Origin of the sequence: Anabaena sp. FACHB-83, assembly GCF_014697485.1 — a bacterium.
GTDB lineage: Bacteria > Cyanobacteriota > Cyanobacteriia > Cyanobacteriales > Nostocaceae > Nostoc_B.
Window position 1 is genome coordinate 101514 of the sequence record NZ_JACJRY010000001.1, and the last position, 14405, is coordinate 115918.

Genomic DNA, 14405 nt, shown 5'->3' on the forward strand with positions numbered 1-14405 from the left:
TAGAAATCCGGCTTGATTTCCGAATTTATACCAAATTAAAACATGATTGCGACAGATGGATGACTCAAAAGCTTACCGATTAACCCTTACCCAATCCAAAATCTGTCTTGAAAAGTTTGCTCAAGTCGGGGAACCCGCCCACGCAACTTTTCGCAAAATCTAAAATCCCAAATGGTATTACTTGTGTAGATAGGGATTTATGGGACTCAGCCAACTAGAATTTTGATGCGATCGCTACGTGTAGTGTAACTTCAAGCTGATTGACAAATGTGGCTCAAGGCGCAATGATGCGGAATTGTCCCAACTTCTGCTGTGGCTTATGAGTAAAATGGTGAAAGACCTGCCAGGAAATCGCCATTCGCTGATTCTTCACTCTTAAATAATCGTGATCTAATAGCCGATGAATTCTCCCCAACCTCCCCAAAAGCCACAAACCATACTTGGTCAACTGACTCAAGCCGTACATACAATTCAAGCTAGGGTTGATTTTTCCAAGCTGGCACTGAAGCCAAATGCTAGAGTCCCGGAACTTTGGGTACAGGATGCGGGGGCGGATAAGGCGGAGGTCTACCCATTGTTGGGCGATCGCTATATTCTAGGACGCAGTTCTAAATCTTGCGATATCGTCGTTCGTAACCCGGTTGTCAGCCAAATTCATCTGTCTTTGTCGCGGGACTCTACCCAACGCAAACCTGTGTTTGTGATTCGAGATGAAAACTCAACCAATGGTATTTATCTGGGGAAACGGCGGCTGACTTCTTTAGAAATGCGGCATGGCGATATCATCACTCTAGGGCCACCAGAACTAGCAGCATCAGTCAGACTGCAATATGTCGATCCACCAGCATGGTATGTCAAAGCTGGAACCTGGGCAGGTTATGGGGTTGCTGGTGCTAGTGCTTTGTTCGCCTTGGTCATTGGTGTGGAATGGCTTAAGTTTTCCGTCAGTCCTTTACCAACAGCCACTCGCGCCCCAGTCATAGTTTATGCCCGTGATGGCTCAACTCCTCTACGTGAACCAAGAACAACTTCTCACGTAGATATGAAGCAATTGCCAGACTTTGGCCCTTACTTAGCTAATGCAGTCGTCGCCTCCGAAGATAGCCGTTACTACTGGCATGTTGGTGTAGATCCCTTGGGGATTTTACGGGCAGTATTAATTAATAGCCGCAGTGGCGATTTACAACAAGGGGCGAGTACAGTTACTCAACAGGTGGCGCGTAGTTTATTCCGTGATTACGTTGGTTCCCAAGACTCCCTAGGACGAAAATTGCGCGAAGCCATTGTGGCGCTGAAGTTAGAAACTTTTTATAGCAAAGATTATATTTTGCTGACTTACTTAAATCGCGTGTTTTTGGGGGCAGATACTTCCGGTTTTGAAGATGCAGCTAAGTATTACTTTGAGAAGTCAGCCAAAGAACTCACCTTAGCCGAAGCCGCAACATTAGTGGGTATTTTACCTGCGCCCAATGCGTTTGATTTTTGTGGTGATGGCCCGAATAAACTAGAAGCTGCTGATTACCGCAACCGTGTAATTAAGCGGATGCTGGAAATGGGCAAAATCTCCCAAGAAGAAGCAAATCGAGCGAGACGTTCTACAGTACAAGTCAGCCCGAAAGTGTGCGAACAGCAAGCCAAAACCATTGCACCTTATTTTTATAATTATGTTTTTCAAGAACTCGACTCAATCTTAGGGGAAGGTGCGGCGAGGGAAGGAAACTACATCATTGAAACCCAACTTGACCCGGCAATTCAAGCCCAAGCCGAAGCATCACTGCGAAATTCTGTGAATAATGATGGTTCCAGCTTTCGTTTTTCCCAAGGGGCGATCGTTACTTTAGATTCCAAAACAGGTAGTATTTTGGCAATGGTGGGTGGTACTGATTACCGCAAAAGTCAATTTAATCGTGCTGTCCAAGCCAAAAGACAACCAGGTTCTACCTTTAAAATTTTTGCCTACGCCGCAGCCCTACAACAAGGCATTTCTCCCTATAAAACTTATTCTTGCGCCCCTTTTCCTTGGCAGGGTTTTACATATAAACCTTGTCGTTCTGGTGCTGATGTGAATATGGATATTGTCACAGGTTTGGCACTGTCAGAAAACCCTGTTGCTTTGCGGGTCGCCAAGGAAGTTGGTTTAAATAAAGTTGTGGCTATGGCGCAAAAATTGGGAGTAAAGTCACAACTTGATCCGGTTCCTGGTTTGGTACTGGGTCAAAGTGTGGTGAATGTTTTAGAAATGACCGGGGCTTTTGGTGCAATTGGAAATCAAGGTGTGTGGAATCCTCCCCACGCCATTAGCCGCATTCTCGACAGTGGTGATTGCAAGGATAGTAAAGATTTAAAAACTTGTCGTGTGATTTATTCTTTTGACCAAGACCGAGAGGCTAACAAGCGAGTTTTGTCTACAGAAGTAGCAGATGAAATGACTACTTTAATGCGAGGGGTAGTTACAAGAGGTACAGGACGAGGTGCGTCCATTGGTTTGGGAGAAGCTGGTAAAACAGGGACAACTGATAAAAACGTTGACCTTTGGTTTATTGGGTTTATTCCTAACCGCCGATTAGTCACAGGTATCTGGCTAGGAAATGATAATAATTCCCCCACTTATGGTAGCAGCGCCCAAGCTGCTCAACTGTGGGGGAGGTATATGGGGAGAATTGCTAGGTAGTTAGGTGGTCATTTGTTATTTGTCATTGGTCATAGATCATTTGTAAGAATTTTAAATGATCCATGACCTATTGTTCTTGATTTACCTCGTCTTTAACTCAGCACTTTGTCACCTAGTGACCTAATAGTTTATCTCGCAGATGTTTGATGCGATCGCGCAATTTTGCCGCTTCTTCAAATTCTAATTTTTTGGCGGCATCTTTCATCTGGGCTTCTAGCTTGCCAATCAATCCGGGAATCTCTTCTAAAGGTAATTCATCAATATGTTCATCAACAACTTTTAAGTCGGCACTATTCAACCTCCGAGATACATCTAAAAACGACAAAATAGCGTTACTGGATTTTTTGACAATTGGTTGTGGTGTAATGCCATGTATCCGGTTATATGCCGTTTGAATGTTACGCCGTCTTTCTGTTTCTTCAATGGCTCTAATCATGCTGTTGGTTAAATTATCAGCATATAAAATCGCTTGTCCACGAATGTGCCGCGCCGCCCTCCCAATGGTTTGAATTAAAGAACGTTCAGCACGTAAAAAACCTTCTTTATCAGCATCTAAAATTGCCACTAAGGAAACTTCTGGTAAGTCTAAACCTTCCCGCAGTAAGTTTACTCCAACCAGTACATCAAAATTTCCTTCGCGTAAATCTTGAATAATTTCAATCCGTTCAATGGAATTAATTTCAGAATGCAAATACCGCACTTTAATACTATGGTCTTGCAAATATTCTGTTAAATCTTCCGCCATCCGCTTAGTTAATGTTGTAATTAACGTTCTCTCTTGACGGTCAACTCTGTCTTTAATTTCTCCTAGTAAATCATCAATTTGCCCTTCGGTGGGACGCACAGAAATTTCTGGGTCAATCACACCTGTGGGACGAATTACTTGCTCAACAATGTGATTTTCCGAAATTTCTAATTCCCAGTCTCCAGGTGTTGCCGAAACAAAAATACATTGGTTAACTTTTTGCCAAAATTCATCTGCTTTTAAAGGACGATTATCGGCGGCACTAGGCAGACGAAATCCATGTTCAATTAACACTTTTTTCCTGGCTTGGTCGCCGTTATACATTCCCCGAATTTGCGGCACACTCACATGAGATTCATCAATAACTAATAGCCAATCTTTTGGAAAATAATCAATTAAACATTCTGGTGGTTCGCCTGCTTGTCGGCCTGCAAGGTGACGGGAATAGTTTTCTACGCCGTTGCAATAACCAACTTCGCGCAACATTTCTAAGTCGTAACGAGTGCGCTGATCTATCCGTTGGGCTTCTAATAATTTGCCGGTTGTTTCTAATTCTAGTTTTTGCTGTTTTAATTCAAAGGCAATATCTTCGCAAGCAACTTCTAAGCGTTCTTCTGGGGTGACAAAGTGTCGCGCTGGGTAGATATTGACAGCTTCTAAACTCGAAATAATTTCGCCTGTTACCGGGTCAATATAGCGAATTGCATCAATTTCATCACCAAAAAATTCCACCCGAATAATTCTATCTTCGTAGGCTGGGCCGATTTCTAACACATCACCCCGGACGCGGAAACGTCCCCGACCCATTTCTAAATCGTTACGGCTATATTGTACTGAGGCTAAATCGCGCAAAACTTCCCGTTGATTGACTTCCATCCCAATTTTTAAAGGTATGGCTGCTTTTAAGTATTCGGCGGGAATTCCTAAACCGTAGATACAGCTAATAGATGCAACGACGATCACATCTCGACGTTCAAACAGCGATCGCGTCGCTGAGTGACGCAACATATCAATTTCATCATTAATCGCAGCTGTTTTTTCAATGTAAGTGTCTGTGACTGGGATATAAGCTTCTGGTTGATAGTAATCGTAGTAGCTGACAAAATACTCAACTGCATTTTTGGGAAAGAACTCACGTAACTCATTACACAGTTGTGCAGCTAAAGTCTTGTTATGTGCCAAAACTAAGGTTGGTTTACCGATTTTTTCAATTACTGCTGCTACTGTAAAGGTTTTGCCGGTGCCTGTAGCTCCCAGTAAGGTTTGGTAACGATTACCCGATTCGATACTGGAAACAAGTTGTGCGATCGCTTGTGGTTGATCACCTGTAGGTGCAAAGGGAGCTTGAAGACAAAATTCTGTCATACAGTTTTACCTTTCTCAGTGCTGAGTGCTGAGTGCTGAGTAAAAAGTGCTAAGTACTATTGTATGGTTCTAAATGCTTCACTATGTTAGAGCGAAATTTTTTTATCTCAAATAGATAACCCACCTGTGAGTGAATGTGTTTTCAACTCAGCACTCAGCACTTTCAACTCAGCACTTATGATTGGAAATACCCTATCTCATGGTAACGATACCACTCTGTACCTGTTGCCCCACAGAACCTAAATGAATTAATAGCAATATTTTTTTACAAAAATTGATACTTTAAATTTACTTATGTGTAAGTTTTGAAGATAATTATATATATGCAAGGTTTTTTAAGGGTAAACTTTGATATATGGGAAAAAGTCTAATTTTTCCTCAAATATTGTAAAGTTCATTTAAGAAACCAGAGGTAGAGTTTATGAGCATCAGCAGCACGGGCAAAGCAGCTAGTCCTCGCCAAAGACGTGCCAAGCTCAAGGGGGAAACAACGGTGGAAGTTGAAAACAATCAAGGCCAAACTGTGAATAACGATAAAACCACTCAAGATACAGAAAAATCCGACAAGCCCGGAACCCTAGCCATTGCTGGAGTTCGCCCAATTGCTGGTAGCGATTTACAAGTGGCAGAAACAGTCTCAATCGCAGGTATACGTCCCATTTCTGCTAGTAATTTAGAAGTAGTAGAGACTATCAACGTGATGGGTATTCGCCCCATTGCGGCTAACACTATCAAAATTGTTGATAGTATCAACCTCTCTGGTTTGCGTCCTATTGCTTCTAGCGCCTTGGTAATTTCTAGCAGCTATTCTGTTATGGGGAACCGTCCAGTGGCTTCTAACACTATTGACGATTCTGAAATTCTTATGGGTTTTATCGACTAGAATACAAAAACATCTTTAATTATTTCAACAGCCCGAACTCTTCACGAGAGCGGGCTTTTTAATTATTTAATTAGATAAAAATATCGATTCATCTAATTATCTAGATAACGTAATTATGATGTTTATTGGTTTCAGATCACCGACTTCTTAAAGAAGTTGTTCACATCTTACAGGAGTTGGTTGATTGCAATTCAGCTAGGGTGGGCAATGCTAAAAATTAGCTCAAACCTTGATTTTTACGTTGTAAGCATTGCCTACCCTACGGTTATTGAAAATAGTGCAAGATATGAGTTTGGAGATTTATTTACTATTCCTCATTATATCTAGCTTATTTTGATTCTCTCTCTTTTTATATAGACGAATAATATATCTTGTGGCAGAAGGCTGGAGCTAAAATATCAAGTTATTTTGTAAGAGTAATCACCTAGAAAATCAAAGTCAATTCACAACTTTGAATCTAAGTTTACATAATATTAGGAGAGTAAAATGAGTTTAGAAGAACGCGCCAAAGCTACTGCCAAAAATATTGAAGGTAAAGCTCAAGAAGCACTAGGTAACGTAACTGGCGACCCTAAAGATAAAGCGGAAGGCAAAACAAAACAAGCCGAAGGTGAAGTACGTCAAGGTATGGAAGATATCAAAGATTCTGTTAAAAAAAAGCTTGACTAGAACTAATTCTAGTTAGCAATTAATCAAAAGATGGGGAGGGTGAAAGGGTATATATGTGTATCCAAAATCCTGACATCTATAACCTTTTATCCCTCCATCTCATCTCCATACACAATTTTGTGCGTAAGTCCTATACAAGTAATTTGACTTATTTAAAAGGTTTATTTTGGGAGTGAAATAATGATATCGCTGGAGCAGATTCGCAAAACTGCGATCGCAGGTATTTTAATTGTAATTTTAACTATAACTACCGCCTGTGGTGGCACTACAGTCAGCCAAGCTGACCGCACAACCAATCCACCTGTAATTGGACGAGATGTCACTTACAGCGAACTAGAAAGAGGTAATACCCCTGGTGGTCAAACTTTTGGTAACTGGGTAGTACAAACTTCTAGAGGCTTAATCAAAGATGCTTATGTCAGAGATAACAACAAATTAGGCGTTGTGATTTCTCGTGACGTTCGTCCTAATGAAGTGAGACCGTTAGCTAAATCTTTAGTTCAAGGCTTTCGGAAAAATTTCCCCAATCAAGATTTAACTGTTTTGGTTTACGACCCTGACAAAAAGTTAATTTTGACGACTCAATACGATGTCCAGACTAATCAAGTCAAGTATAGCTAATTAGAGTTGTTGATTGAATTTAAACTTAAAAAATTCAGAATTTTGCAGAGAAAATTCGGAATTTTATTTTGAATCAGGAGATAAAAAAGTGTCAACTAGCGAAGAATACAGAAAACAAATCATGCAAGATTTAGCTCAAGGTGATGTGGAATCATTAGATGATCCATCAACTAATGCAGCTACTCAATACGATAATTTTGATGATTTCGCTCAACGTACAACTACAGATCAACGTCGTCAATTATTTGGTCGTTCTCTTCATCCAGAGAGCATTCCTAGCAGCCAAATGGAGCCAGAATTACAAAAGGCGATCGCTCAAATTAAACCAAATGAACGAGATGATGTTACTCGCGCCTTTTTCAAACATTTGAAAGGTAGAGGTTTGGATGACCGCCACTTAGAACAACAACTAAGTCTTTCTACTCACAACCCCAACCGGATGAGTGCTGATGATGTTAGCAAACTAGCTTCTTTTGCTTATCATAACCATCCAGATATTTTCCGCGAAGTTCTAGCAGAACAACCAGGTATTCTTAAATTCCTCAGTAACCCTGTGGTTGCAGCAATTATAGGTATTGCAGCCGCTAAATGGTTAGGTAGCCATAAATAAGTTTTTTCTGGAGAGTAAGACAGTGAGGTGGGTAAAACCACCTTTTTTTATGGCTTTTCAGCTATTCAGTTTAAATAAATTAATAAAACATTTAAAATCTCAATCTAAACCATAAAATATTTCACATTTTTTACATAAATTTGTTTATGGCAAACTAAGCAATTAGCTTATTTCTTTTGATATATCTCTATTAACCATAATCAAAACTCTCGGCAGAGACATGATGATTTTTCTTTCGCTAAATATATAATTAGAGTCTTAAAAAATATACCTAGCATCATAAGTTGTCCCATAAAATATTGATATATGTATAATTCATCTTGAGTTATATGGGTAATTATGGTGCATCTAGGCAATAAATTCAGAAGCCTGAGAATTGAAAGTTCAAAAATCTCAAAATACTACCAATATATATAGTCAGATGATGCTTACCAAACCAGAAGTAAGAAAAACAATAGAAATCAACAATTCTTATTTAAGCCGCAGTGACCATCAAGCAGAAAAAAACCAACCTCAAGGCTTTAATATTCCAGATGCAGCATTATATTTAAGTCCTGTAGGTCTACTGTTTAGTTGGGTAATTTTTTTCTTGATATTAAGAAAAATCAAGAGATTTCTAGATAATAAAATGGTATTCAGCGTCAATACCTTGCATCAAGTCCCTTGCAAGAATTGTCGATTTTATGCTAACAATCATTATCTTAAATGTGCAGTACAACCTTCTATTGTGCTAACTGATGAAGCTAAAAATTGTACAGAGTTTTCTGATAAAAAAGATAAATCACCAGAAAAACCATTCTTTCCGAGAATAGACTAGTAGAACAAGGCAAAAGTAAAAAGAAATAATAACGATACCACAAATCTTTGAGCAATTTCTTATGGTCACTGAGCGTACTTGTACTGAGCGACTTGCCTTGAGCGTTCGCGCAGCGTCTCCGTCAGGAGAAGTCGAAAGGAGCAGAAGTAGCCGAAGTGTGGTATGTTTATTTACACTTATTGTAATAGTAGCAGCGTGAAGTCAAAAAGCTGATCAAATAGGCTTTTCATATAATTTTAGAATGGTTGCTCTATTTAAACCTTGGTGTTTAACAGCTTATCCGGTGTGGTTGTTGAAATTCCCTGTGCAGTCTGGAAATGGTGAATGGGGACTAAGTGTATAAGATAATTATTTCCTTTCAGTATGAACCCTTGCATTTATTTTGGTAAGTAAAGGAATAATCAATTAGGATTGATTGAGCAGGTACAGAAAAAACACTGCTGAATTACTGAAAAAATAGCAGCCATAGTACCGAAACTCAATAATAATCAAACCAGTACCGGAGATTTAGGTAGAAAAATTACTAGAAAAGTAGAGATGGCTAAGTATTGATCCTGATACTATTTAGACGGACAGAACTTTATACTACAGAAGTGATGTTTATAACTTCATAATTAATCACTTACTCATAACAGGGGTACACTGACTGATATTATTAGATTCTTCTTGCCAAAAGCAGAAGGAAGCCAAGTTTAAAGATTTTATTTGGCAACTCGTCTTTTTACTCATAAAATCTAAAGACAAGCTCAAGTTCCCTAGAACAGTAGCCTTAGTATCCCCGTCTGGTAACAAATCAGGGTTAAAAAGCTATCACGAAAACTCAAATGCTAGAAATGGTAGATCGGATCAATGATATTGCTTGGCAAGCTCACCAAGGTAGCGTTGCTGCAATCATTCAATTGTTAAACGAAAAGTTAGCCGACTCTGGTGTCAGAACTAGGGCTATCTTCGCTGATGGAGTCTTACAACTTCTGTGTGAGGCATCTAAAATAGAGCAACTGGAACAATCAACACTAGTAGAACAAATCCAGAAAATTCTGGAATCGATCGCACCACGTAATATTCACCGAATCAATATTAATAGCCGTATTGTTAGAGAAGAACAGCTACTGTGGCTCAAAGAAATTTCTCTCGACCCCCAAAATCAATTACTGTGGTCACAGGAAATTACTTTAGCGCAACCACACATAGTTAAGCAGCTAATTCAAGACTTCACCCAAGCTACAACTCACCTAACACAGTCAAATCTGCTCAAAACTCAATCTGCACGTAATTCTGTACTCATTAACAGAAACAAATATCGATATTTACCCAAAACCAGAATCCCAACAGTTGTAAGTTTGGGCTTTCTGTTTTTATTGGGTTGGCTTGTATACGCTCAGTTAGGTGATAGGCTAAAAATCCTAGTTCAATTAGAAACCCCCAAGCCGGTTACTACCACCAAACCTAAAGAAAACAAACCCGTAGCACCAGTTAATAACGCTCAAAATAATCTTGGCGATCCTGAAGAAGTGAATGATCCTTTTGGTTCAGCAGTGCGGATTGCCAACCAAGCTACCATTAATGGCAAAACAGCTACAACTTCAATTCAGTGGTTAGATTTAGCCGCTAAATGGCAACGTGCATCTGATTTAATGGCAGCAGTACCACCAAATCACACTCGCTATCGAGAAGCGCAGATTCGTACTGAACTATATAGGAAGTATAGTGAAGCTGCTCAAAAAGAAGCTCAGAAAAGCCCTTCCTAAGCTACCACTCTTTGTAAAGAACCATAAATCTCATTTTTTCTATACAGATGTAACAAATACTAAAAAATTATTAACCTTTGATTGAAGTGGAAGCAATATAACTGTTTATGAAATGACACAAGTTTGTCATCAAAATGTCATTTCCATCAGTCAAACTGAGTTTATTCAGATAAAACAAGGTGTAAGTGTGACGCGGCGGGATTTCCGCCTTTTTTATTGTAGGTGCGTGCTGGCGATCGCATTTTTGCCAAAACATCATCACACCAGTAAACTTATCAGTGATAATTAGTTAATATAATAACTTCGGTTTGATATCCGCAATCAATATCAATAATCTGTGATCTAAAAAACATCAATTAATTCGATATAAATCATCATAAAATATTGATTTGATGCTTTATAGATTTTTTGAAAACTTGACTGATTCTTGAGAAAAATTTTGTAATTATCTTCTAGGATGGTAAGGGTACACAAACGTGTAACTATCAAGCCACACAATGAAAATATAATTCTAATTCATGATTAGTATCGCAGCAGAAGTTCAAAACTGGCTGCAACTAAGCCGTTACATTAATCGCGGTAGTGTTTATTTATTCGCTCCAATGGTGAATTTTAATGTGATGGCTGAAGTTGGAGACACTCCACCCTGATTTATTATCAAATTACTTGCCAAAAATCCTATTCCTATTGAGGAATAGCATCAACGGCATATAAATAGAAAAACTCACCTTTGCCATCATGAATGGCTGATAATTTTGTGTGAGTAAGTTGCATCAGTAACAATGCAACTCACTAAGTCATGCCTCATCAATAGTTTTTCATGTACCATTAGACTTTCATATTTTTTGGTACAGCAATTACTTATCTAATCATCAAACTCTTACGCTACAACAATGGGTAGTCAAATTTATGCTGGTTAATTTAAATCATCAACCAATTTTTCTCGTTTGTGCTGCTGATAATAACTATGCAATGCCTTTAGCTGTCACAGTTCGTTCAGCTTTAGCCAATCTGAAAAATAATCAAAAAATCTCACTATTAATTATCGATGGTGGCATTAGTCAATCTAACAAACGTAAAATAATTCAATCATTCAATCCCGAACAAATAAATATTTCTTGGGTACAACCAGACAACAAAATATTTGAGAATCTAGTTTTATCTAGGCATCTCACAATTAGCTGCTATTATCGCTTGCTAATTACTGAATTTTTACCCAAAGAAGTTAATAAGGCAATTTATTTAGATAGTGATATGGTCGTCACAGGAGATTTAGAAGAACTATGGAATATTGATATTGCCGATAACTATGTATTAGCAGTACAAGATGACGTACAGCTATATATATCAATGTCTCAAGGATTGAGAAATTATCAAGATCAAGGCTTATCTCCAGACACTAAATATTTCAACTCTGGGCTGTTAGTAATTAATCTAGATAAATGGCGCACGGAAAATCTGGGATTAAAAGTTATTAATTATCTCAGAGAGAATATAGAATATTCACCAGATGATCAAGATGGTTTAAACGCGGTTATAGCTGGTAAGTGGGGAGAACTTCATCCCAAATGGAACCAAATGCCAAAAGTGTATAATGATCTATCATCAGAAGATAGTCCATATCCAGAAAATGTACTTCAGGAAATATTGAATCATCCTGGCATTATTCATTTTACTAATGCGCCTAAACCCTGGTATGCGGGATTACGTACAGAATGCCAACATCCAAAAAAACATTTGTTTTTTGAATATCTTGATATGACATCTTGGAAAGGATGGCGAGATACTTATTGGAGAAGGTTAGGTCGAAAAGTTGGTAAACTCACCTTACTCAATACTTCTAAATTGTAGTCAGCGTAAAATCCCAAATCATTTAGAGACGTTATATGTAACGTCTCTAAAGCATTCCACGAATATGCAAACTGCTGTATGATTCACGCTTATTTAGAAGTAACACCAGAGATTATATACTTCTGCCACATTTGCTCGTAAGCTGCTTCCATTTCACGGGCAAATTGTTTACCATTCCACAAAGGTGCAGTCTGGCGAGATGCTTTCAACTTTCTGGCTACTTGCTGGCGTAAATTGTCATCTTTACCCAAGCGCACACCCCACTCGACATATTCGGTATCTGTCCAGGCGGTACCTTCAGTGATGCCAGCATTAACCAACATAGTGTAACTGTTACGTGCGGCAAATTGCTCGCCAACTCTTGTCACTAAAGGAATACCCATCCACAAAGTTTCTAAAGTTGTTGTCGCACCATTGTAAGGATACGTATCTAAAACTACATCTGCAATGCCTAAATTAGCCCGATGAGACGCTTCTGATGGTGCGTCCGGTAAAAACCGCAACCTTTCAAGCTCAACACCTTCTTCTTCAGCTAATTGATAAAAGAAGCTTTTAATTGATTCTTCTTCAGCATCACCTTTAATTAAAAAGTAGCTCTTAGGTACTTCCTTAATAATTTTCATTTGCAAGCGTGCAGTATCAGGATGACGTTTAAAACCCCGTTGTCCGCTAAAATAAACTACTGCATCAGCAGGAATCTTTAAATCATCCCGGCGAATTGTAGGTATGCCTACTTCAAAACCATCAACGGCTATGTATGTTTGTGGTAAACGCCAGATTTTTTCGCTGTAATATTCATCTGCTGATTCTGGTAAAACATAAGGATCAGCAATAAAGTAATCAATTGCAGGAATTCCTGAAGCATCCCACCCTAACCAAGTTACTTGAATTGGCGCAGGTTTGAGAGCCATAATTCCACAAGTTAAGTCTAAGGTAATACTATCTAAATCAACCAAAATATCAATTTCATCTTGAGCAATTTGCTCTGTTAACGCTTCAAGATTAGATGATTTATGAGAGTAATAAAATTGATTTAAATACCATTCATGTAAAGGATCAAATACAGGATTGCAAATCAGATAATAACCATTAATTTGAAAGCGATCGCGGTCATGATGTTTAATTAACCATCTCGCCAACCAACCAACAGAATGGCTTTTAAAACAGTGAGATAAGTAACCTATTTTCAGATTTTCTGTAGTTGATAATATTTTTGTAGAGCGTCTTTTTTTATGCTTTTCTACTGCTTCTGGAATATAACTTTCAATATTGTTTTGGCAGATTCGTGATAAGCTATTACGTAGATTTCTAAATGCTTCTGGTTTGTCGTAAAAATAGGGAGTGAAATAGTTAGTATTAAATAATCTCGATATTTGTAAAGGAGTTAATTCATTAGGATTTAACTCCTTTAACTCTTTCAAAAGTAGTTCATGTTTTTCCCAGGTTTCACAAGCTGCTTGCCAATTAGTACCACCAGAACTGATTAAACTTTTAAGAATTAAATTGTTGGCAAATATTTTATCAGTTAATTCTGTAGATAAAAAATATGATAGTTTGGCAGTTTCTATGCCCTTAGTATATTGACCAAAGTTAATATACATACCTGTAAGATAGAATAGAATTTCTCTATTCTTAGGATCTAAAGTTAAACTAATTTCTAAAAAAGCAGCAGCTAGTACTACTTGTTTTTGTGCATAACCAATATTAACTGCTACTGGAACTACAATATTTACGAAAGTATTGGCTTGAGACTGTTCACGAATATAGGGAAGACAAGCCTTAGTAAATACTATTGATGATGGATGTAAAGGAGCATAATTTAAAATAGCCTCTAAAACTGATGCTAGTAATTCCCAATCTACTGCTATTGGTGGCTCAGACTGTAATATTTCAATTATGCCTAACTCGTCTAATTCATCACCTGTATAGTTTTCTTGTTTAATTTCTAGCTTAATTAAATGTAATAAATTAAAAATATCTGTTGGACAAATTTCCCTAATTTGCTGGCGAATAATGATAGCATTAGTATTATCTTCGATACTTTCTATTCTAGTTGCTTCTTGATTTAAAACTATCCCCAACTCCTCTGTCCATTGACTAATGTTATTTTCTTCATTCTCCATTATTGCCATAAACCAAGTAGTTTGGGCTTCAGCTTCTTGCCCTTGTAGCAAAAGCATCAGACCCAAATACCAATAGTAAGATTTGTTATTAGGTTCAGCATCAATTAGCTGTTCATAAATTTGAGTTGCTTGATAATAATTTCCTTGAACTAGGTATTTATAGGCTTTTTTATTAAGTTCTACTAAATCTTGTGTTGCTAAGAGTGCAGACATTTAAATACTCCTCATTTACTACTAACAAATAAAACAAAGTGAGTAGTTAAAAATGTCACTACTCACTTAATGCAGATTTCAAATACTAT

At 38.0% G+C, this 14405-nt stretch carries 12 protein-coding genes; 10 read left to right on the top strand and 2 right to left on the bottom strand.

Annotated features, from left to right (window positions below; genetic code table 11):
• The first annotated feature begins 400 nt into the window (after positions 1 to 400).
• Complete coding sequence (locus tag H6G79_RS00460) at positions 401 to 2671, top strand: transglycosylase domain-containing protein (protein WP_190587892.1); 2271 nt, start codon at positions 401 to 403, stop codon at positions 2669 to 2671.
• Between the two features lie 112 nt (positions 2672 to 2783).
• Here H6G79_RS00460 and uvrB read toward each other — a convergent pair whose 3' ends face one another.
• Positions 2784 to 4781, bottom strand: a complete 1998-nt coding sequence (uvrB, locus tag H6G79_RS00465; protein WP_190587893.1) for an excinuclease ABC subunit UvrB — start codon at positions 4779 to 4781, stop codon at positions 2784 to 2786.
• 421 nt (positions 4782 to 5202) lie between these two features.
• On the opposite strand from uvrB, the gene H6G79_RS00470 reads away from it, so the two are divergent.
• The 9 genes from H6G79_RS00470 to H6G79_RS00505 all read left to right on the top strand — a co-directional run bounded on the left by H6G79_RS00470 (position 5203) and on the right by H6G79_RS00505 (position 11980).
• A complete protein-coding gene (locus H6G79_RS00470) occupies positions 5203 to 5664 on the top strand; it encodes a hypothetical protein (RefSeq protein ID WP_190587894.1) in 462 nt (153 codons plus the stop codon).
• 486 nt (positions 5665 to 6150) lie between these two features.
• A complete protein-coding gene (locus tag H6G79_RS00475; RefSeq protein ID WP_190587895.1) occupies positions 6151 to 6333 on the top strand; it encodes a CsbD family protein in 183 nt (60 codons plus the stop codon).
• Positions 6334 to 6513: 180 nt separating this feature from the next.
• Entirely contained in the window at positions 6514 to 6954 is a 441-nt protein-coding gene (locus tag H6G79_RS00480; protein ID WP_190587896.1) for a hypothetical protein, read from the top strand.
• 88 nt (positions 6955 to 7042) lie between these two features.
• The gene (locus H6G79_RS00485) at positions 7043 to 7564 is read left to right on the top strand and encodes a hypothetical protein (RefSeq protein WP_190587897.1); all 522 of its coding nucleotides are present in this window, start codon (positions 7043 to 7045) and stop codon (positions 7562 to 7564) included.
• A gap of 424 nt (positions 7565 to 7988) precedes the next feature.
• Positions 7989 to 8381, top strand: a complete 393-nt coding sequence (locus H6G79_RS00490) for a hypothetical protein (RefSeq protein ID WP_190588303.1) — start codon at positions 7989 to 7991, stop codon at positions 8379 to 8381.
• 833 nt (positions 8382 to 9214) lie between these two features.
• A complete protein-coding gene (locus H6G79_RS00495) occupies positions 9215 to 10129 on the top strand; it encodes a hypothetical protein (RefSeq protein ID WP_190588304.1) in 915 nt (304 codons plus the stop codon).
• Positions 10130 to 10241: 112 nt separating this feature from the next.
• Entirely contained in the window at positions 10242 to 10418 is a 177-nt protein-coding gene (locus tag H6G79_RS00500; RefSeq protein WP_190587898.1) for a hypothetical protein, read from the top strand.
• A 229-nt stretch (positions 10419 to 10647) separates the two neighbouring features.
• Positions 10648 to 10779 carry a hypothetical protein gene (locus tag H6G79_RS37215; RefSeq protein WP_277877191.1) on the top strand — a complete coding sequence of 44 codons (132 nt, stop codon included), beginning with the start codon at positions 10648 to 10650 and terminating at the stop codon, positions 10777 to 10779.
• Between the two features lie 259 nt (positions 10780 to 11038).
• Positions 11039 to 11980, top strand: coding sequence for a glycosyltransferase family 8 protein (locus H6G79_RS00505; protein ID WP_190587899.1), 942 nt, complete (start codon positions 11039 to 11041; stop codon positions 11978 to 11980).
• Positions 11981 to 12069: 89 nt separating this feature from the next.
• Here the strand turns inward: H6G79_RS00505 and H6G79_RS00510 are convergent, their stop codons facing one another.
• The gene (locus H6G79_RS00510; RefSeq protein WP_190587900.1) at positions 12070 to 14316 is read right to left on the bottom strand and encodes an O-linked N-acetylglucosamine transferase, SPINDLY family protein; all 2247 of its coding nucleotides are present in this window, start codon (positions 14314 to 14316) and stop codon (positions 12070 to 12072) included.
• Positions 14317 to 14405 lie beyond the last annotated feature (89 nt).

Excerpts from the sequence above, each read along its gene's own strand:
- H6G79_RS00460 (WP_190587892.1), top strand. The coding sequence starts at position 401 with ATGAATTCTCCCCAACCTCCCCAAAAGCCACAAACCATACTTGGTCAA.
- uvrB (WP_190587893.1), bottom strand. The coding sequence starts at position 4,781 with ATGACAGAATTTTGTCTTCAAGCTCCCTTTGCACCTACAGGTGATCAA.
- H6G79_RS00470 (WP_190587894.1), top strand. The coding sequence starts at position 5,203 with ATGAGCATCAGCAGCACGGGCAAAGCAGCTAGTCCTCGCCAAAGACGT.
- H6G79_RS00475 (WP_190587895.1), top strand. The coding sequence starts at position 6,151 with ATGAGTTTAGAAGAACGCGCCAAAGCTACTGCCAAAAATATTGAAGGT.
- H6G79_RS00480 (WP_190587896.1), top strand. The coding sequence starts at position 6,514 with ATGATATCGCTGGAGCAGATTCGCAAAACTGCGATCGCAGGTATTTTA.
- H6G79_RS00490 (WP_190588303.1), top strand. The coding sequence starts at position 7,989 with ATGCTTACCAAACCAGAAGTAAGAAAAACAATAGAAATCAACAATTCT.
- H6G79_RS00495 (WP_190588304.1), top strand. The coding sequence starts at position 9,215 with ATGGTAGATCGGATCAATGATATTGCTTGGCAAGCTCACCAAGGTAGC.
- H6G79_RS00500 (WP_190587898.1), top strand. The coding sequence starts at position 10,242 with ATGACACAAGTTTGTCATCAAAATGTCATTTCCATCAGTCAAACTGAG.
- H6G79_RS37215 (WP_277877191.1), top strand. The coding sequence starts at position 10,648 with ATGATTAGTATCGCAGCAGAAGTTCAAAACTGGCTGCAACTAAGCCGT.
- H6G79_RS00505 (WP_190587899.1), top strand. The coding sequence starts at position 11,039 with ATGCTGGTTAATTTAAATCATCAACCAATTTTTCTCGTTTGTGCTGCT.
- H6G79_RS00510 (WP_190587900.1), bottom strand. The coding sequence starts at position 14,316 with ATGTCTGCACTCTTAGCAACACAAGATTTAGTAGAACTTAATAAAAAA.